The organism is Tistrella mobilis, assembly GCF_039634785.1.
In the GTDB taxonomy this organism is placed as follows: Bacteria; Pseudomonadota; Alphaproteobacteria; order Tistrellales; family Tistrellaceae; genus Tistrella; species Tistrella mobilis.
This window is the reverse complement of sequence record NZ_JBBIAB010000008.1, coordinates 1-16,766: the sequence shown is the minus strand read 5'-3', so window position 1 is coordinate 16,766 and position 16,766 is coordinate 1. Positions and strand designations below refer to the sequence as shown.

At 65.9% G+C, this 16,766-nt stretch carries 21 protein-coding genes and 1 tRNA gene; 17 read left to right on the top strand and 5 right to left on the bottom strand.

Annotated elements, in window-relative coordinates; genetic code table 11:
* The first annotated feature begins 94 nt into the window (after positions 1-94).
* The 11 genes from WI697_RS13075 to WI697_RS13025 all read left to right on the top strand — a co-directional run bounded on the left by WI697_RS13075 (position 95) and on the right by WI697_RS13025 (position 9,309).
* Entirely contained in the window at positions 95-871 is a 777-nt protein-coding gene (locus WI697_RS13075; protein WP_345958765.1) for an ABC transporter ATP-binding protein, read from the top strand.
* Positions 872-1,008: 137 nt separating this feature from the next.
* The gene (locus WI697_RS13070; protein ID WP_062763070.1) at positions 1,009-1,530 is read left to right on the top strand and encodes a MarR family winged helix-turn-helix transcriptional regulator; all 522 of its coding nucleotides are present in this window, start codon (positions 1,009-1,011) and stop codon (positions 1,528-1,530) included.
* Between the two features lie 197 nt (positions 1,531-1,727).
* Positions 1,728-2,501 (top strand): ABC transporter substrate-binding protein, encoded by a 774-nt coding sequence (locus WI697_RS13065; RefSeq protein WP_062763068.1) that lies wholly within the window; start codon positions 1,728-1,730, stop codon positions 2,499-2,501.
* Between the two features lie 140 nt (positions 2,502-2,641).
* Positions 2,642-3,364: an ABC transporter permease gene (locus WI697_RS13060; RefSeq protein ID WP_296715587.1), complete on the top strand. Its 723-nt coding sequence runs from the start codon at positions 2,642-2,644 to the stop codon at positions 3,362-3,364.
* 3 nt (positions 3,365-3,367) lie between these two features.
* The gene (locus WI697_RS13055; RefSeq protein WP_345958763.1) at positions 3,368-4,054 is read left to right on the top strand and encodes an ABC transporter permease; all 687 of its coding nucleotides are present in this window, start codon (positions 3,368-3,370) and stop codon (positions 4,052-4,054) included.
* A 125-nt stretch (positions 4,055-4,179) separates the two neighbouring features.
* Positions 4,180-4,356, top strand: a complete 177-nt coding sequence (locus WI697_RS13050; protein ID WP_228382237.1) for an HNH endonuclease — start codon at positions 4,180-4,182, stop codon at positions 4,354-4,356.
* A 283-nt stretch (positions 4,357-4,639) separates the two neighbouring features.
* Complete coding sequence (locus tag WI697_RS13045; protein ID WP_345958762.1) at positions 4,640-5,500, top strand: branched-chain amino acid ABC transporter permease; 861 nt, start codon at positions 4,640-4,642, stop codon at positions 5,498-5,500.
* A gap of 4 nt (positions 5,501-5,504) precedes the next feature.
* Complete coding sequence (locus WI697_RS13040) at positions 5,505-6,548, top strand: branched-chain amino acid ABC transporter permease (RefSeq protein ID WP_345958761.1); 1,044 nt, start codon at positions 5,505-5,507, stop codon at positions 6,546-6,548.
* Positions 6,545-7,321, top strand: coding sequence for an ABC transporter ATP-binding protein (locus tag WI697_RS13035; RefSeq protein WP_345958760.1), 777 nt, complete (start codon positions 6,545-6,547; stop codon positions 7,319-7,321). Before WI697_RS13040 ends, WI697_RS13035 begins: the two co-directional genes overlap by 4 nt.
* Positions 7,308-8,015, top strand: coding sequence for an ABC transporter ATP-binding protein (locus WI697_RS13030; protein ID WP_062763059.1), 708 nt, complete (start codon positions 7,308-7,310; stop codon positions 8,013-8,015). Before WI697_RS13035 ends, WI697_RS13030 begins: the two co-directional genes overlap by 14 nt.
* A gap of 85 nt (positions 8,016-8,100) precedes the next feature.
* A complete protein-coding gene (locus WI697_RS13025; protein ID WP_296715592.1) occupies positions 8,101-9,309 on the top strand; it encodes an ABC transporter substrate-binding protein in 1,209 nt (402 codons plus the stop codon).
* Positions 9,310-9,398: 89 nt separating this feature from the next.
* Here WI697_RS13025 and queF read toward each other — a convergent pair whose 3' ends face one another.
* Both queF and WI697_RS13015 read right to left on the bottom strand, forming a co-directional pair.
* A complete protein-coding gene (gene queF / locus WI697_RS13020; RefSeq protein ID WP_062763057.1) occupies positions 9,399-9,878 on the bottom strand; it encodes a preQ(1) synthase in 480 nt (159 codons plus the stop codon).
* A 102-nt stretch (positions 9,879-9,980) separates the two neighbouring features.
* Positions 9,981-10,056 (bottom strand) — tRNA-Ala (locus WI697_RS13015).
* Between the two features lie 200 nt (positions 10,057-10,256).
* Here WI697_RS13015 and WI697_RS13010 point away from each other — a divergent pair.
* The 6 genes from WI697_RS13010 (at position 10,257) to WI697_RS12985 (ending at position 13,416) form a co-directional block, all read left to right on the top strand.
* Entirely contained in the window at positions 10,257-10,571 is a 315-nt protein-coding gene (locus WI697_RS13010) for a YggT family protein (RefSeq protein WP_014746613.1), read from the top strand.
* Positions 10,572-10,575: 4 nt separating this feature from the next.
* Positions 10,576-10,926, top strand: a complete 351-nt coding sequence (locus WI697_RS13005; protein ID WP_014746614.1) for a DUF167 domain-containing protein — start codon at positions 10,576-10,578, stop codon at positions 10,924-10,926.
* A gap of 84 nt (positions 10,927-11,010) precedes the next feature.
* Complete coding sequence (gene folD / locus WI697_RS13000; RefSeq protein ID WP_345958759.1) at positions 11,011-11,907, top strand: bifunctional methylenetetrahydrofolate dehydrogenase/methenyltetrahydrofolate cyclohydrolase FolD; 897 nt, start codon at positions 11,011-11,013, stop codon at positions 11,905-11,907.
* A 31-nt stretch (positions 11,908-11,938) separates the two neighbouring features.
* A complete protein-coding gene (locus WI697_RS12995) occupies positions 11,939-12,487 on the top strand; it encodes a 2'-5' RNA ligase family protein (protein ID WP_345958758.1) in 549 nt (182 codons plus the stop codon).
* Positions 12,488-12,623: 136 nt separating this feature from the next.
* Positions 12,624-13,070, top strand: coding sequence for a Panacea domain-containing protein (locus WI697_RS12990; RefSeq protein ID WP_345958757.1), 447 nt, complete (start codon positions 12,624-12,626; stop codon positions 13,068-13,070).
* On the top strand, positions 13,060-13,416 hold the full coding sequence (locus WI697_RS12985) for a hypothetical protein (RefSeq protein ID WP_345958756.1): 357 nt from the start codon (positions 13,060-13,062) through the stop codon (positions 13,414-13,416). Before WI697_RS12990 ends, WI697_RS12985 begins: the two co-directional genes overlap by 11 nt.
* 61 nt (positions 13,417-13,477) lie before the next feature.
* Here the strand turns inward: WI697_RS12985 and WI697_RS12980 are convergent, their stop codons facing one another.
* The 3 genes from WI697_RS12980 to WI697_RS12970 form a co-directional block, all read right to left on the bottom strand.
* A complete protein-coding gene (locus WI697_RS12980; RefSeq protein WP_345958755.1) occupies positions 13,478-14,893 on the bottom strand; it encodes a homospermidine synthase in 1,416 nt (471 codons plus the stop codon).
* A gap of 196 nt (positions 14,894-15,089) precedes the next feature.
* Positions 15,090-16,304 (bottom strand): argininosuccinate synthase, encoded by a 1,215-nt coding sequence (locus WI697_RS12975; protein WP_062769523.1) that lies wholly within the window; start codon positions 16,302-16,304, stop codon positions 15,090-15,092.
* A gap of 172 nt (positions 16,305-16,476) precedes the next feature.
* The coding region (locus WI697_RS12970) for an ISAs1 family transposase (RefSeq protein ID WP_345958754.1) at positions 16,477-16,766 on the bottom strand (290 nt) is incomplete at its 5' end.

Here is a 16,766-nt window from a genome sequence, read left to right as displayed (position 1 = left end):
CCGTCATAATCCCGTCCCAGAGACAGGCCTCGTCCGAAGGGGCGGCGGGGATCGGCGAAACCAGAACGGCCGGCGGCGGCCATGAAGGGGGCACATGACGACGACACGCTGGGCGCTGGAGGTGGAGCGCCTGCACAAGCGCTTCGGTGATCTGGAGGTGGTGAAGGGGGTCTCTCTCCAGGCGGCCGAAGGCGATGTGATCTCGATCATCGGCAGCAGCGGATCGGGCAAAAGCACCTTCCTGCGCTGCATCAACATGCTGGAAATGCCCGATCAGGGCGTCGTCCGTGTCGATGGTGAGGAGATCCGCCTGAAGCCCGCACGTGGCGGCGGCATGGAGCCGGCCGATCCCCGCCAGCTGGACCGTATCCGCGCCCGGCTGGGCATGGTGTTCCAGAGCTTCAATCTCTGGCCCCATCTGACGGTGCTCGAGAACGTGACCGAGGCGCCGGTCCATGTGCTCGGCCGCCCCCGCGACGAGGCCGCCGATACCGCCCGTCGCCTGCTCGAGAAGGTCGGCATCGGCGACAAGACCGGGCACTATCCTGCGGAACTTTCAGGCGGCCAGCAGCAGCGCGCAGCCATCGCCCGGGCGCTGGCCATGGATCCCCGCGTGATGCTGTTCGACGAGCCGACCTCGGCACTCGATCCCGAACTGGTCGGCGAAGTATTGCGTGTCATTCGCAGTCTTGCTGAAGAAGGCCGGACGATGTTGATCGTCACGCATGAGATGGGCTTTGCGCGGGAGGTGTCTTCGAGGGTCGCGTTCTTCGACCAGGGGGTCATCGCCGAAGACGGCCCCCCTGAACAGGTCTTCGAAAACCCAGTCAACGACCGTTGTCGTCAGTTTCTTGCAAGCCGGCTGCGATAATTCTGGAGCGCCGGATACACATAGTTAACTCTCGTGTTATATCTTGTGTACAGGTCGTGACTGATCAGGCATGTCGCTTCATGATCTGCCAGAAACCAGTTGCGCAAGAAACATAACGAGCGCATGGAGCAAAGCTGATGGCATCCTGCACTGAGGGCGGCAGCAACGATCGTGATCTGGAATTGTTCCACTTCGCGTTTCGCTTCCTCGTCGAGGAACCTGATCGCATTCTGGCCGAACGGGGTCTGAACCGGTCGCACCATCGGATTCTGTATTTCGTGGGGCATGGGGGCCCCGACATGACGCTGACCGACCTGCTGGACAAGCTCAGGGTGTCGCGTCAGGCGCTGCATCGGCCGATGCGCCAGCTGCTGGATCAGGGGCTGGTTCTGCTGACGCCGGTGCCGTCGAACCGGCGGATGCTGAATGTGCGGCTCAGCGACGAAGGCGCGAAGCTCGAAGCCCGGCTGTCGGCCCTGCAGACCGGCTATCTCGACAAGGCCTTCGCGGCCGTCGGCCCCGGTGCGGCGGAAGCCTGGCGGCAGGTGATGGAGGTTCTGGCGGCCGACCCGACCCGGCTTGGCCAGATCGATCGCCCCGCGATGCGGGTTGCCGGTCGCGCCCATCACGAGCATGGGGCCACTGCCCACGCATCCTGACGTTTCACAGGCCTTGCCCGCGTTTTGTCGTTGAACCGGCCCCTGCGGCCCGGCTTTACTAGATCTTAGCAATACCGCATCCGTCAGCGGCGGGGCCCCAGGGTCCGGCCGCCGGTTCGGGGGAGCCGGTGGGCCGTGCCTGAAGGCCGGCCCCGGACGGTGCGGAAGGATCGAGTATCGTCGAGGGAGATCGACACGTGGGCATTTTCCGTATCCTGAGCGCCGCCGTCATCGGACTGGGGTTGGCCACCGGCAGTGCTGCCGCGGCCGACAAGATCCGCATCGCGACCGAGGGTGCCTATCCCCCGTTCAACTTCGTGAACGAGCAGGGCAAGCTCGACGGCTTCGACGTCGACATCGCCAATGCCCTCTGCGCAAAGATGAAGGCAGAGTGCGAGATCGTCGCCCAGGATTGGGATGGCATCATTCCGGGCCTGCTCGCCAACAAATACGATGCGATCATCGCGGCGATGTCGATCACCGAGGATCGCAAGCAGTCGGTGGACTTCTCCAGCAAGTACGCCCTGTCGGCCGGCCAGTTCGTGGCGCCGAAGGACAAGACCTATGACGACACCTCGCCCAAGGCACTGGCCGGCAAGGTGATCGCCGTCCAGCGGTCGACGACCCACGTCACCTATCTGGAAGACAACTACAAGGACAGTGATATCCGGCTCTACGACACCCAGGATCAGGCCAATCTGGACATGGTCTCGGGCCGCGCTGACCTCACGCTTGCCGACCAGCCGATCCTGGGTGACTGGCTGAAAACCAGCGACGGCCAGGGTTTCCACTTCGTGGGCAAGCCGGTTGCCGATCCGAAGTGGTACGGCGAAGGCATCGGCGTTGCGGTCCGCAAGGGCGATACCGCGCTCGTGACGAAGTTCAACGAGGCGATCGCCGCGATCCGCGCCGACGGGACCTTCAAGCAGATCAACGACAAGTGGTTCAACTTCGACATCTACGGCGAGTGACCGCCTGCCCGGCCCATGGCCGGGGCCTGTCGACCGGAACCGTCGGATGGCCGGGGCAGCGATGTCCCGGCCTTCGCGGTTCGATGGCATCGGCCCGACGCCGGGACGATGCACCGCTTTCAGGGAACGGTCCCGCTTCGATGTTCGACTTCAAAGGCTATGGCGGCCTGCTGATCGAGGGGGCGGCAATCACGCTCGCCCTGATCCCGCCGTCGCTGGCGCTGGGGCTGGTGCTGGGCCTTGCGGGCGCTCTTGCCAAATCCAGCCGGTCGCGGGTTCTGCGCGGCATCGGCCAGACCTATACCACCGTCATCCGCGGCATTCCCGAGCTGCTGGTGGTGTTGTTCGTGTTCTTCGCCCTGCCGGTGATCGTGAACAACGCCCTCACCGCCGCCGGCGCCCAGACCCAGGTTTCGGTCAGCCCCTTCGTCGCCGGTGTGGTGGCGCTGGGCCTCGCCTATGGCGCCTATGCGACCGAGGTGTTCCGCGGCGCGCTTGCGGCCCTGCCCAAGGGCCAGATCGAAGCCGCCCGGGCGCTGGGCATGAGCCCGCGCCTGACCTTCCGGCGCATCGTCCTGCCGCAGGTCTGGCGGCTGGCCCTGCCGGGCCTCGGCAATCTGCTGCTGGTGATGATGAAGGATACCTCCCTGGTGTCGGTGGTGGCGCTCGACGAGCTGATGCGCAAGGCCCATGTCGCCGCCGGCGCCACGCGGGAGCCCTTCACCTTCTTCTTCGCCGCGGCACTCATCTATCTGTTCTTCACCCTGATCGCCGAGATCGGCATCGCCCGCATGGAACGCTGGGCCGCCCGCGGCACCGGCCGGCGCGCCGCACCGGCGCCCGCCACCGGCGCGAGGGCCTGAGCGATGCGGTGGGAAGTCATCTTCGACAATTGGGAGCGGCTGGCCGGCGGTCTGGGCACCACCTTCCAGCTCGTCGCCCTGGCGCTCATCATCGGGGCGGCCCTCGCCCTGGTGGTCGCCATGGCGCGCATCTCGCAGAACCCGCTGCTCGCCTGGTTCGGTCGCGGCTATATCTTCTTCTTCCGCGGCACGCCGCTGCTGGTGCAGCTGTTCCTGATCTATTACGGCCTGTCGCAGTTTCCGGCGATCCGCAGCAGTTTTCTGTGGCCGATCCTGCGGGAGCCCTATTGGTGCGCGATCATCGCCTTCGCGCTCAACACCAGCGGCTATACCGCGGAAATCCTGCGCGGCGCCATACAGGCCGTGCCCCGCGGCCAGATCGAGGCGGCCCAGGCGCTGGGCATGAGCCGGGCGCTCACCTTCCGCCGGATCATCCTGCCGATCGCGATCCGCTACGGCTTCCCGGCCTACAGCAACGAGGTGATCCTGATGATCAAGGCGAGCGCGCTCGCCAGCACCATCACCATCCTCGACCTGATGGGGGTCACCCGCACCCTGATCTCGCGGACCTTCGCCGTGACCGAACTGTTCCTGGCCGCTGGGGTGATCTATCTCGTCATCACCCTGCTGCTGACCCGGGTCTTCGCCCGCGTGGAGGCCCGGCTCAACCGCCACATGGCCCGCCGCTGACCCCGATCTGCCCCATCTGCCGCCGGCCGCTGCCCGATCTGGCGGCGGCCACCGACCGGCACCACTGGGTGCCGGTCTCGGAAGGCGGGCGCGAACAGGCCGTGCTGCACCGGATCTGCCATCGCATGATCCACCGCCTGTTCGACGAGAAGCGCCTGGCCCGCGACCTGAACACCGCCGAGGCGCTGCGGGCCGCGCCCGAGATGCAGGGCTTCCTGCGCTGGATCGCGAAGCGGCCGCCAGAGCTGGTCGACTGGCCCGAACTGCCGGGCCGACACGGCCGCAGCCGACGCCGGCGCTGACATCGGTATCCGAGACATATTGCGCTGCATGTCCGCCCACGAGCCGCGCAATCCTGCGCCGATCTGATCACCGAACGCGAAATTTTTGTGCAATGCAGAATTTCGCCACAGACATCTATTTCAATTAGACGTTTGACCGAGATGAAAATCCGTCGCTAAGCTTCCGGGACAAATGGCCGGCGTGTTTCGCGCCCGGCCACCGGAGGGCCGGGAAGACGTGCGCGCGCCACGCAGCCGCCACCACCCGAGGCCTGCCGGGTACACCCTGGGAGGGATGCGCGCGATGGAGCTGTTTGCCCAACAGGTCATGAATGGTCTGGTCTTGGGCAGTGTCTACAGCCTTGTGGCCCTTGGCGTGACACTGATCTACGGAACGATGGAGATCCCGAACTTCGCCCACGGGCATCTCTATATGCTGGGCGCCTATGTCACCTTTGCCGCCGTGACCGGGCTGGACCTGCACTACTGGATCGGCATGGTGCTGGCGGTGGCCGCCCTCGCCGTGGTCGGCGTCCTGGTCGAAAGGCTGGCCTTCCGGCCACTGCGTCACGCCCCCCATGTGAACATGATGATTGCGGCCGTGGGGTTGATGCTGTTCCTCGAGGCCTTCGCGCAGCTGGTCTGGGGGGCGGATTTCCGCCGGCTGCCCTCGCCCTATGGTGCGGTCGTCGATCTCTGGGGCACCACGGTCACCGAACAGAAGCTGATCCTGATCGTCGCCGGCATGGGGCTGATGGCGGTGCTGTTCCTGTTCCTGAAGCGCACCGCCCTCGGTGCTGCGATCGAAGCGGTGTCGCAGGACCGGGTGGGCGCGCAGCTGGTCGGCATCGATCCCGAGCGGATCTCGATGATCACCTTCGCGCTCTCCGCCGGCCTCGCCGCGGCTGCTGCGGCACTGATCGCACCCATCAACCTGATCTCGCCCTCCATGGGGCTGGTCGTGGGCCTCAAGGCCTTCGTGATCGTGGTGATCGGCGGCATGGGCAGTGTGGCCGGCGCCATCGTCTGCGGCTATGGCCTCGCCCTCGCCGAAAGCCTGGGCGGTACCTATCTCGCGACCGACTATCAGGATCTGATCGCCTTCGCGATCCTGGCGCTCGTGCTGACCGTTCGTCCCTCCGGCCTGTTCGCGAAGGGGGCCTGAGGCGATGACACATCCCGATCCCCGCCCGCCGGTCAACCCTCGGCGCCGGCTGGTCAGCCGGGTCTGGCTCGGCCTGTTCCTGGTGGCCGTGCTGGCCCTGCCCCTGGTCGTCACCAACCCCTATCACATGCAGGTGGTGCTGACCGGCTTCATCTTCGCCATCGGCGCCTACGGGCTCAACATCGCGCTCGGCTATACCGGGTTGCTCTCGCTCGGCCATGCCGGTTTCTTCGGCATCGGCGCCTATGCCGTGGCCCTGCTCACCACCGATTTGGGCTGGCCCTTCTGGCCGGCGCTGGTGGTCGCCATTCTGGTCACCGGGGCGATCGGCTTCGTGGTCGGCAGCATCTGCCTGCGTGCCAAGGGCCACTACCTCGCCATCTTCACCCTCGCCGTCGGCATGATCATCTACCAGGTGCTCGACAAGTGGGAGAGCCTGACCAACGGCCCGATCGGCGTGGTCGGCATTCCAGGCCCCAGCCCCATCGGGCCGATCACGTTCGACGACTTCACCTCGCGCTATTATCTGACCGCGGGCTTCCTGCTGCTCGCCATGCTCTGCGCCTGGCGGATCAAGTCGTCGCTTTTCGGCCGCACCCTACTCGCGGTGCGGATGAGCGAGCCGCTCGCCTCGGCATCCGGTATCGACGTGATGTCGGCCAAGCGGCTGGCCTTCACCATGGCCTGCATCTATGCCGGTGTGGCGGGCGGGCTTTATTCCAGCTTCATCGGCTTCCTCGGCCCCGACATCGCCTCGGTCGACATCACCTTCAACATGCTGCTCTACGTGCTGCTGGGCGGCATCGCCTCGATCTCGGGGCCGCTGATCGGCACGCTGCTGGTCTACACCCTTACCCAGTTTCTGCAGGCCTTCCAGCAGTACCAGATGCTGGCCTTCGGCCCGGCGCTGATCGCACTGGTGATCTTCATGCCCTATGGCATCGCCGGCGCCGCCGGTCTGATCCTGCACCGCCTGATGCCCGACCGGCCGCGCCCGCGCAGCGCCGCCCCCGTCCGCGGCCAGACCGGGGAGACCGTCCGTCCATGACCGCCATCCTGGAAACCCGCGGCCTCACCAAGGCCTTCGGCGGGCTCGTTGCGGTGGGTGATGTGGATTTTGCCGTCGAGGAAGGCGGCATCACCGGCATCATCGGCCCCAACGGCGCCGGCAAGTCGACCTTCTTCAACCTGATCAGCCTGTTCTACCGATCGACATCGGGCACCATCACCTTCCGCGGCGAGGACGTCACCCGGCTGCGCACCCACGACATGCCGCCGCGCGGCATGGCCCGCACCTTTCAGACCACGCATCTCTTCGCCGAGGCGAGCGTGCTCGAGAATGTGATCGTGGGCTATCGCCACCGCACCCGGGCAGGGCTGCTCGATGCCCTCATCGCAAGCCCGCGCGAGCGCCGCGAGAGCGCCGAGGCCCGCATGCGGGCGATGGAGGCGCTGGATTTCGTCGGCCTTGCCGATGTCGCCCATCGCCCGGCCGGGCTGATCAGCCAGGAACAGCAGAAGCGCGCCGCGATTGCGCTCGGCCTGGTCGGCGGCCCCCGGCTGCTGCTGCTCGACGAGCCCGCCGCCGGCATCAATCCGGAAGAGACCGATGATCTGGGTCGGCTGATCCGACGCATCGCCGAGGCCGGGGTCACCGTCTGCCTGATCGAGCACAAGATGAAGATGGTGATGGGGCTCTGCGACCGGATCATGGTGCTGCATCACGGCCGCAAGATCGCCGAGGGCACGCCCGACCAGATCCGCACCGACGATGCGGTGATCACCGCCTATCTGGGGAGCGACGCCCATGCTCACGCTTGACGGGGTTTCGGTCCAGTACGGCGCCTTCCGGGTGCTGCAGGACATCTCGATCACGGTGGGTCAGGGGGAGCTGGTGGTGCTGCTCGGCGCCAACGGCGCCGGCAAAAGCACGCTGTTCCGCACGATCAGCGGGCTGCACCGTGTCACCCGCGGCCGGATCGTCTTCGATGGCGACGACATTTCCAAAGCGGCGCCGGCAAAGATCGTGGCCCGGGGCATCGCCCACTGCCCCGAAGGCCGGCGGCTGTTCCCCGATCTGTCGGTCGCCAAGAACCTGATGCTCGGCGCCTATACCTGCCGCGGCGACCAGGCCGCCGTCGCCCGCACCCTCGCCCGGGTCCACGAGCTGTTCCCGATTCTGGTGGAGAAGGCCGACCAGCCGGCCGGCTCGCTGTCGGGCGGGCAGCAGCAGATGGTGGCGATCGGCCGCGCCCTGATGGGCCGGCCGCGCCTGCTGATGCTCGACGAACCGACGCTGGGCCTGGCACCGCTGGTGGTCCGCCAGGTGCTGGATGCGGCGGCCGAGATCTGCCGCAGCGGCACCACGGTGCTGCTTGCCGAGCAGAACGCCCATGCCGCTCTCGCCATCGCCGACCGCGGCTATGTGATCGAGACCGGCCACATCACCACCGAGGGCACGCGCGAGGCGCTGATGTCCGACGACGAGGTCCGCCGCGCCTATGTCGGCGCCTGACGCAGACAGGACGACGACGCTCGGATCGCACCAGGGATCGGCAAACCCGGCACGGAACCGGGACAGTCAAGGGAGGCAAGATGTCATGAAGATGGTCATCGACGAGATCCGGAAGACGACCCGCCGGCGGGTTCTGATCGCGGCGGCCGTGGCGGCGGTGATGGCGCTGCCCGGCGCGACGCTGTTCGCCGGCAACGCAGCCGAGGCCGCCGACAGCGCCGTGATCGGCTATTCGGGCCCGCTGTCGGGCGGTGCGGCGCTCTATGGCCGCAACGCGCTCCGCGGCCTGGAGATGGCGGCCGACGACGTGAACGCGGCCGGCGGCATGGATATCGGCGGCCAGAAGGTGAAGCTGGAAATCCAGTCTCTGGACGACCGCTACCTGCCCAACGAGACGGCGGTGAACGCCCAGCGTCTGGTCTATCAGAACGGCGCGCGGATCGTGTTCATCCCCCATTCGGGCGGCATCCTGGCGGCGCAGGGCTTCAACACCAAGGGGCCGCAGAAATTCATCATCGGCGCCTATACCAGCGAGCCCGCGATCCTGAAGCAGGGCAACCCGCTGCAGATGATGATCCCGCCGCGCTACAATGCCCTGTTCAAGCCCTATGCCGAGGCGGCGATGAGCCGGTTCGGCAAGCGGCTGGGCATGATCCCCGGCACCCACGCCTATGCCAAGGAATGGACCAAGGGCTTCAGCGCCACCTGGAAGGAGATGGGCGGCGAGGTGCTGACGGACAACGCCGTCGACTATCGCACCACCACCGACTTCTCGGGCGCGGTCGCCAAGGCGCTGTCGGAAAAGCCCGATGTGCTGTTCATCGGCGGCCCGTCGCAGCCGACCGCGCTGATCGTGCAGGCGGCACGCGAGCAGGGCTTCAAGGGCGGCTTCGTGATCATGGATCAGGCCAAGCCCGAGGAGATGGACAACATCGTCCCCATCGAGATGATGAACGGCCTGGTCGGCAATCTGCCGCTCGAATACTACCCCTCGAAGAACGCGCCGGCCTTCATCAAGAAATACCAGGAGAAGTATGGCGCCAACGAGGAAGCGGTGGCGGAAATCGGCCTGAACTATACCGCGCTGATGGTTTTCGTGCGGGCGATGGAACTCGCCGGCACCACCGAGGATCCGGAGAAGATCATGGGTGCGCTGGCCGAAGCCTCCAAGACCCTGCCCGCCGACCGCAACCCCTATGAGCTGACCGGCGTCGACGCCGAGAACAACATGGCCAGCGCCTTCCAGATGACGGTGGTCGAGAACGGCAAATACGTGCCGCTGCCGTTCAAGTAAGCCGGCAACGCCCCTTATATCCGCCCGCAAAAGCCCGGCCGTCGGCCCCGACGGTCGGGCTTTCCATCCTCAGCCCGGTTTTTCCGTCCTCAGCCCCGGCCGCGATAGGGCGGCACGCCCTGATCCGGGATCCAGAGATCGGCCGGCACCGGCCCGGTGGCGTAGAACACGTCGATCGGAATGCCGCCGCGTGGATACCAGTAGCCGCCGATCCGCAGCCATTCCGGTGCAAGCAGCTCCGCCAGGCGCTTGCCGATGCCCACAGTGCAGGCCTCGTGGAAGTCGCCATGGTTGCGGAAGGCGTGCAGATAGAGCTTCAGCGACTTGCTCTCGACCAGCCAGTCGCCCGGCACATAGTCGATCACCAGATGCGCAAAATCCGGCTGGCCGGTGATAGGGCAGAGCGAGGTGAATTCCGGGCAGACGAAGCGCACCGCATAGCGCGTGCCCGGATGCGGGTTCGCCACCCGCTCCAGCACCGCCTGATCCGGCGAGGCCGGGAGGTCGGTGCTCCGTCCCAGCTGTTCCAGCCCGGCATAGATGGTTTCGGACGGTCCGGTCACGGGCATCACCTCCTCGGGGCAGCGCCTTCCGGACAAACACGGGTCCGGAAACACGAAAGGCCGGCAGAAGCCGGCCTTTTCGTCAGTCAGTCGCGTTCAAGCGGGAATTGGTGGAGCCGAAGGGAGTCGAACCCTCGACCTCTAGAGTGCGATTCTAGCGCTCTCCCAACTGAGCTACGGCCCCGCACCCGCCCCGCCGGAAGCCCGTCGGGCACCGGTGGTGAACGGCGCGGATATTGGCGTGAGGGCGGGATGCTGTCAAGCGCCTCTCTCAGAGAATCGTCACAATCGACTGGCCGCCCGCGACGGCTGCGCTATACTCCGCCCCGACCCGTCAGAACGCCGCATCGGACATGCGGCAGCCCGAGTACGAGGGAGCCCCGCATGGCGTCGCTTCTCCAAGGCCTGCTCTTCCTGTTCAATGCCGCGATCGAGATCTACACCTGGATCCTGATCGCGAGTGTCATCCTGAGCTGGCTGGTGGCGTTCAACGTCGTCAACACCAACAATCAGGTCGTCTACGCGATCGGCAGCTTCATTCACCGGATCACCGAACCGGTGCTGCGCCCGATCCGCAACTTCCTGCCCAGCCTCGGCGGGCTGGACCTGTCGCCGCTGATCCTGCTGCTGCTGCTGAACTTCCTCAAGATCGTGGTCAATGGCTGGCTAGCACCTTATGCCTACGGGATGATGTACTGATCCGATGAGCGACGATATGACCGGCATGGCGGCTCCCGCGGTCGAACGCGAGGGGCCGGCCAATGTCTCGATCTTCGTGAAGGTGCAGCCCAAGGCGCGCAAGGCCGCCATAGAACCTGCCCGCGATGACGGCCACGGCCGGATGCGGCTCCAGGTGAAGGTGACCGCCGCCCCCGAGGACGGCAAGGCCAATGCCGCGGTCGAGCGGCTGGTCGCCGAGGCATTGGGCATCGCCCGCAACCGGGTCCGCGTCGTCCAGGGCGTGACCGATCGTGCCAAGCGGCTGGGCATCGAGGGCGAGGGTTTCGCCGATGCCGAAGACATCGCCGCCCGCGCCCGCGGCCTTGGCGCCTGAGCCGGACATCGGTAACTGAGCCTGACCCCGGTAACTGAGCCCGACCTCGGTAACTGAGCCCGACTCCCGAAGGAGACACACCCCATGGCTTCAGCTGAACTCATCGACGGCAAGGCCGTCGCTGCGGATCTGCGTTCCGCCACCGCGGCCCGCGTCGGCGGCCTCTATGCCCGCCATGGCATCCGCCCCGGCCTCGCCGTGGTGCTGGTCGGCGAGGATCCGGCAAGCCAGGTCTATGTCCGCAACAAGCATCGCCAGACCGAAGCGGCCGGCATGCGCAGCCTTGAACACAAGCTGCCTGCCGACACCTCCGAAGCGGCCCTGCTCGACCTGGTGGCGCAGCTGAACGCCGATCCCGAGGTCGACGGCATCCTGGTCCAGCTGCCGCTGCCCCGCCAGATCGATGCCCAGAAGGTGATCGAGGCGATCGATCCGGCCAAGGATGTCGACGGCTTCCATCCGGTCAATGCCGGCCGTCTGGCCACCGGTCAGCCGGCCCTGGTGCCCTGCACCCCGCTCGGCTGCCTGATGCTGCTCGACCGGACCCTGGGCCAGAACATGGCCGGCCGGCATGCCGTGGTGATCGGCCGCTCCAACATCGTCGGCAAGCCGATGGGCCAGTTGCTGCTCGGCCGCGACTGCACCGTCACCATCGCGCATTCGCGCACCAAGGATCTGCCCGAGATGGTGCGCACCGCCGATATCGTGGTCGCCGCCGTCGGCCGGCCCGAGATGGTGCGCGGCTTCTGGATCAAACCGGGTGCGACCGTGATCGATGTCGGCATCAACCGCCTGCCGCCGGCGACCGACGGCGGCAAGGACCGCCTGGTCGGCGACGTCGCCTTCGACGAGGTCAAGGCGGTGGCGGCGCATATCACGCCCGTGCCGGGCGGCGTCGGCCCCATGACCATCGCCTGCCTGCTCTCGAACACGCTGCAGGCGGCCTGTGCCCGCCGCGGCATCGACATGACCCAGCTCTGAGCGGAACGTCAGGGGAGGGGAGCGACGGTCGATGCTCTATGTCCTCTGCCTCCCGCGTTTCGCTGCCGCCGATGCCGATCGGATCGATGCCTTCCGCCGCCGCCACGAACCGGCGCGGGCCACCCTGGTGCCCCCGCATCTGACACTGGTCTTCGGTGCCGCCATGGCCTGTCGGCCGGCCCTTGAAACCGCCCTGGCTGCCCTTGCGGCCACGGAACCGGCCTTCGATCTGACCCTGGGCGATCCGCACACCCATCTGGACGACGGGCGGCGCGAATACGCCTTCTATCTGCGCGCGCTCGACGGCAGGGGGCCGCTCACCCGCCTTCACGCCGCCCTGCATGATGGTCCGGGCCTTCCGACCCGCCGCCCGGACACCCCCTTCGATCCGCATCTGACCCTGACCGGTGCCCTGGAAGCGGAGCCGGTCACGGCAGCCGCCGCGGCTTTCGCCGCCGACGCCTGGCCGTTGCCGGTGCGGGGGCGGATGGAGGCTATACGTCTTGTCGGGATTGATGGTTTTCAGATGAATGAGGTTGCGAAGTATGAGCTTCATACAACCAACAGAAGTTTTGATTGATTATTTTTTATGAAAATCAACCATGCCCACGGTGATGCTTTGACAAAACTCATAGTCAGCACTATATAATATACCTGCCTGGAAGATTCGTAACGTCCGCAGAACAAAACAAAAACATTCGGGCGAGGAGATTGCGATGACCGTTCCGACATTGAGTGCCGCGAAGTATCTGTGTGAAGCATCCGAATGGAGCCTGAGTAATCTTAAACTCCAGAAGCTCCTTTATATCTCGCATATGATGCATCTTGGTCGGACTGGAACGCCATTGATAGACGGCCATTTTGAAGCATGGGATTACGGTCCGGTTGAGCCGTCGCTCTACCATCACGTGAAAGCCTTCGGTCGCAATGAGATTGGTCCGGTATTCCACACGGTTGCACCAGTCACGGATCCGGTAGCAAAAGACGTTATGGAACGCACCTTCCAAAGCTTGCGCAATATGACGCCAGGACAGTTGGTGGGTGTCACGCATTGGGATCAAGGTGCCTGGGCGCAGCATTACCGCCCTGACACTAGAGGCGCAGTCATCCCCAATGAAGCCATCCTCGAAGAATACGCAAGGCGGCTGAAAAGTGGTTCATGATGAACAGGATGACACATCGGCTGTTTTAGGGAAGATTTCCCATCAGCTGGAGCGTTCCGAAGACGCAAGCCTGGCAAATTTAATACAGAACCTGGAGGCAGAACGAGACGCTCGACGCGAAGAGCGTTTCATTTTTATTCTGATCATCATCATACTCCTTGACGTCGTATTTTTCTCCGTTCTGGATAGCTGGACAGGGCCGCTCTCCCTGATAGTCCTTCAAACAATCCTGCTGCTCGTTCTCGCTCGTCGCATGGGGATTGAAGAGTTCCAGATGCTGATCGACAAATTGGTTGGCCGCATCACAGAGGCAATCCAGAATCGTCCTGGATCACCCTCATCATGACAAAAGCCCGGCCCGCAATCGCGGGCCGGGCCTTGTCGTCAGAACCGATCCGCGCTGCGGATCAGCGCACGATGACGTTCTTGAACGCCCAGGGCTCGTTCCGGTCCAGATCCTCGGGGAAGAGGGTCTCGCGGTCCTGAAGCGGGGTCCAGTTGGTCCAGTAGCCGGCCATGGTGCCGAGATAGGGGGTCGAGATCTCGAGGATGCGGCGCTCGTCGATATCCTCGGGCTCGACCACACCGGCATTCGGGTTCTCGATCGCCCAGATCATCGCCGCCAGCACCGACACCGTCACCTGCAGGCTGGTGGCGTTGTTGTGCGGGACCAGCTCGCGGGCCTCGTCGATGGTCAGCTGCGAGCCGTACCAGTAGCTGCCCTTGGCCGGGCCGTTGACCAGCACGCCCAGCTCGTCGACGCCGCCGGGCTGGGTCTCGTCCATCAGGATGCGGACGCGGGGCTGCAGTTCCCAGTTCTTGCCGGCGAATTCGTGCAGCGACAGCACGGCCTCGTCGCAGGGGTGATAGGCGTAATGGCAGGTCGGCCGATAGACCACCTCGCCCGCCTCGTCGCGCAGCGTGTAATAGTCGGCGGTGGAGATCGACTCGTTATGGGTGATCAGCCAGCCGTGGATCGGGCCTTCGCTCGGGACCCAGGTGCGCACGCGGGTGCCGGCACCCGGACGCATCAGGTAGATCGCGGCATCGCAGCCGAAATCGTGGCGGCGGCCCTCCGGAGGCAGCTCCGGCTCGTGCGTGCCCCAGCCGAGTTCCGACGGCTGGCAGCCCTCGCCCACGAAGCCGTTCACCGACCAGGTGTTGACGAACTCGCCGCGCTCCTTGGGCGGCAGGCCCTTCTGGGTGTCGCGCTCGGCGATATGGACGACCTTCACGCCCAGATCCCGGGCCAGCGCCGCCCAGCCTTCGCGGCTCTCGGGCCGCGTCGCATCCATGCCGCTCGCCGCGGCGATGTCCAGCAGCGCCGCCTTCAGGAAATGCGACACCAGGCCCGGATTGGCGCCATGGGCGATGACCGCGGTCGGCCCGGCACCCAGCTCGCGCTTCACGTCGAGCGCGCTCTCACGCAGGGCGTAGTTGCTGCGCTGCGAGGGCGAGAGGTCGGGGTCGGTATAGCCGCCCGGCCAGGGCTCGACGCAGGTGTCGACGTAAAGCGCACCCAGCTCGCGGCACTTGCGGATCAGGGCGACGCTCGACACCTCGACCGAGACGTTGCAGAGGAAATCGCCCTGGCCCAGCCGCTGCTCCAGCTCGGCCGCATAGTTCTCGCGGGTCAGCGCCATCTTCAGGAAGGTGACGCCGTATTCCTCCGCGACGGCCTTGCCGGCATCGTCGGGCGAGATGATCGTGATCCGGTCCGGGGTGATGTCGATATGGCGCAGGATCAGCGGCAGGACACCCTGTCCGATGCTGCCGAAGCCGAGCATCAGCAGGCGGCCGGGAAGTGCGGCGTGCTTGGTCATGATGCGAAATGCACTCCTTGGGAGACGCCGGCGGCGCCGGCCGTCCGTCCGTCCGCGGATGCGGACGGTCAGCTCTCTATGGAACGGCGACGCGCGCGGCTTGTCCACCGCGCGCGTCACAGATTTCAAGGCTTTGTCATCAAGCGATGCGGGCGGGACCGGTTCACGAAACCGGCGCCGCCCCCGCCGGGTCCGCTCAGCGGCGATCGCCGCGGCGCGCGCCGAGACGCAGACGCAGGGCGTTCAGCTTGATGAAGCCCTGGGCATCGCGCTGGTCGTAGACCTGGTCGGCCTCGAAGGTCGCAAAGGCCTCGTCATAGAGGCTCTTCGGCGACTTGCGGCCGACGACGATCACATTGCCCTTGAACAGCTTCAGCCGGACGGTGCCGGTGACGTTCTCCTGGCTCCGGTCGATCAGCGCCTGAAGCATCTCGCGCTCGGGCGAGAACCAGAAGCCGTTATAGATCAGCTCCGCATAGCGGGGCATCAGCTCGTCCTTGAGGTGCGAGGCCCCGCGGTCGAGGGTCAGGCTCTCCATCGCGCGATGCGCGACCAGCAGGATGGTGCCGCCCGGGGTCTCGTAGACGCCGCGCGACTTCATGCCCACGAACCGGTTTTCGACCAGATCGAGCCGGCCGATGCCGTTGGCGCCGCCCAGATCGTTCAGGCGGGTCAGCAGGGCCGCAGGCGTCAGCGCCTCGCCGTCGATCGCGACCGCATCGCCCCGCTCGAACGAGATCTCGACATAGGTCGGCTCGTCGGGGGCCGCGGCGGGCGAGACCGAGCGGGTGAACATCTCCTCGTCCGGCTCGACCCAGGGATCTTCCAGGGCGCGGCCTTCATAAGAGATGTGCAGCAGGTTGGCGTCGGTCGAATACGGCGCCTCGCCGCGCTTGCCCTTGGCGATCGGGATCTGATGCTTCTCGGCATAGTCGATCAGCCTGGTGCGGGAGTTGAGATCCCATTCGCGCCAGGGTGCGACCACCTTGATGCCGGGCTCGAGCGCGTAATAGCCAAGCTCGAAACGGACCTGATCATTGCCCTTGCCGGTGGCGCCATGGGCGACCGCATCGGCGCCGACCTGACGGGCGATTTCGATCTGGCGCTTGGCGATCAGCGGCCGGGCGATGGAGGTGCCGAGCAGATAGACGCCCTCGTAAAGGGCATTGGCGCGGAACATCGGGAAGACGTAATCGCGCACGAACTCCTCGCGCAGATCCTCGACGAAGATCTCGGATGCGCCCATCATCTCGGCCTTCGCGCGCGCCGGCTCCAGCTCCTCGCCCTGGCCGAGATCGGCGGTGAAGGTGACGACCTCGCAGCCGTAATTCTCCTGCAGCCAGCGCAGGATGATCGAGGTGTCGAGACCGCCGGAATAGGCGAGGACGACTTTCTTGACGTCGCGGCTCATGATCTGAAGCCCCCGGGAACGACAGGATGTGGGCGGAAGGTGCGGGCATCGCGGCGGCAGGAACCATGCGGACGGCCGCAAACGCGCCGCCCAGGCCCCCGAGGGGCCGCGGATCGGCGCAGTATAGTGCAAACGCGCGCGGCGGCAACCGGTGCGGGGACGGTCCGCAGGGCTATCGCATTTGCCCGATGACGGATCGGGCGAATGCGTCGGACCATCCGGATCGCTTTCGCTTGCGACGGATGGAGATGGTTGGCCTGGCCGTTTTGAGGACGTTGAGGGCGAGTTTTCGGATGATGGCGAGGTTTTCCGGACCGTGGTCCTTGCGAGCGCGGGCCTCGTCCTCGCGGAAGGTGGTGTCGAGAACCCAGTGCAGGCCGTTCTCGATGGCCCAGTGGCCGCGGACGGCCTTGGCGAAGGCGGCGGCGGACAAGCGGGCGGAGGAGAGGTAATAGCGGGTAG

Bases quoted from the DNA above. Each gene is read 5' to 3' on its own strand.
- WI697_RS13075 (WP_345958765.1), top strand. From the start codon at position 95: ATGACGACGACACGCTGGGCGCTGGAGGTGGAGCGCCTGCACAAGCGC.
- WI697_RS13070 (WP_062763070.1), top strand. From the start codon at position 1,009: ATGGCATCCTGCACTGAGGGCGGCAGCAACGATCGTGATCTGGAATTG.
- WI697_RS13060 (WP_296715587.1), top strand. From the start codon at position 2,642: ATGTTCGACTTCAAAGGCTATGGCGGCCTGCTGATCGAGGGGGCGGCA.
- WI697_RS13055 (WP_345958763.1), top strand. From the start codon at position 3,368: ATGCGGTGGGAAGTCATCTTCGACAATTGGGAGCGGCTGGCCGGCGGT.
- WI697_RS13050 (WP_228382237.1), top strand. From the start codon at position 4,180: ATGATCCACCGCCTGTTCGACGAGAAGCGCCTGGCCCGCGACCTGAAC.
- WI697_RS13045 (WP_345958762.1), top strand. From the start codon at position 4,640: ATGGAGCTGTTTGCCCAACAGGTCATGAATGGTCTGGTCTTGGGCAGT.
- WI697_RS13040 (WP_345958761.1), top strand. From the start codon at position 5,505: ATGACACATCCCGATCCCCGCCCGCCGGTCAACCCTCGGCGCCGGCTG.
- WI697_RS13035 (WP_345958760.1), top strand. From the start codon at position 6,545: ATGACCGCCATCCTGGAAACCCGCGGCCTCACCAAGGCCTTCGGCGGG.
- WI697_RS13030 (WP_062763059.1), top strand. From the start codon at position 7,308: ATGCTCACGCTTGACGGGGTTTCGGTCCAGTACGGCGCCTTCCGGGTG.
- WI697_RS13025 (WP_296715592.1), top strand. From the start codon at position 8,101: ATGAAGATGGTCATCGACGAGATCCGGAAGACGACCCGCCGGCGGGTT.
- queF (WP_062763057.1), bottom strand. From the start codon at position 9,878: ATGCCCGTGACCGGACCGTCCGAAACCATCTATGCCGGGCTGGAACAG.
- WI697_RS13010 (WP_014746613.1), top strand. From the start codon at position 10,257: ATGGCGTCGCTTCTCCAAGGCCTGCTCTTCCTGTTCAATGCCGCGATC.
- WI697_RS13005 (WP_014746614.1), top strand. From the start codon at position 10,576: ATGAGCGACGATATGACCGGCATGGCGGCTCCCGCGGTCGAACGCGAG.
- folD (WP_345958759.1), top strand. From the start codon at position 11,011: ATGGCTTCAGCTGAACTCATCGACGGCAAGGCCGTCGCTGCGGATCTG.
- WI697_RS12995 (WP_345958758.1), top strand. From the start codon at position 11,939: ATGCTCTATGTCCTCTGCCTCCCGCGTTTCGCTGCCGCCGATGCCGAT.
- WI697_RS12990 (WP_345958757.1), top strand. From the start codon at position 12,624: ATGACCGTTCCGACATTGAGTGCCGCGAAGTATCTGTGTGAAGCATCC.
- WI697_RS12980 (WP_345958755.1), bottom strand. From the start codon at position 14,893: ATGACCAAGCACGCCGCACTTCCCGGCCGCCTGCTGATGCTCGGCTTC.
- WI697_RS12975 (WP_062769523.1), bottom strand. From the start codon at position 16,304: ATGAGCCGCGACGTCAAGAAAGTCGTCCTCGCCTATTCCGGCGGTCTC.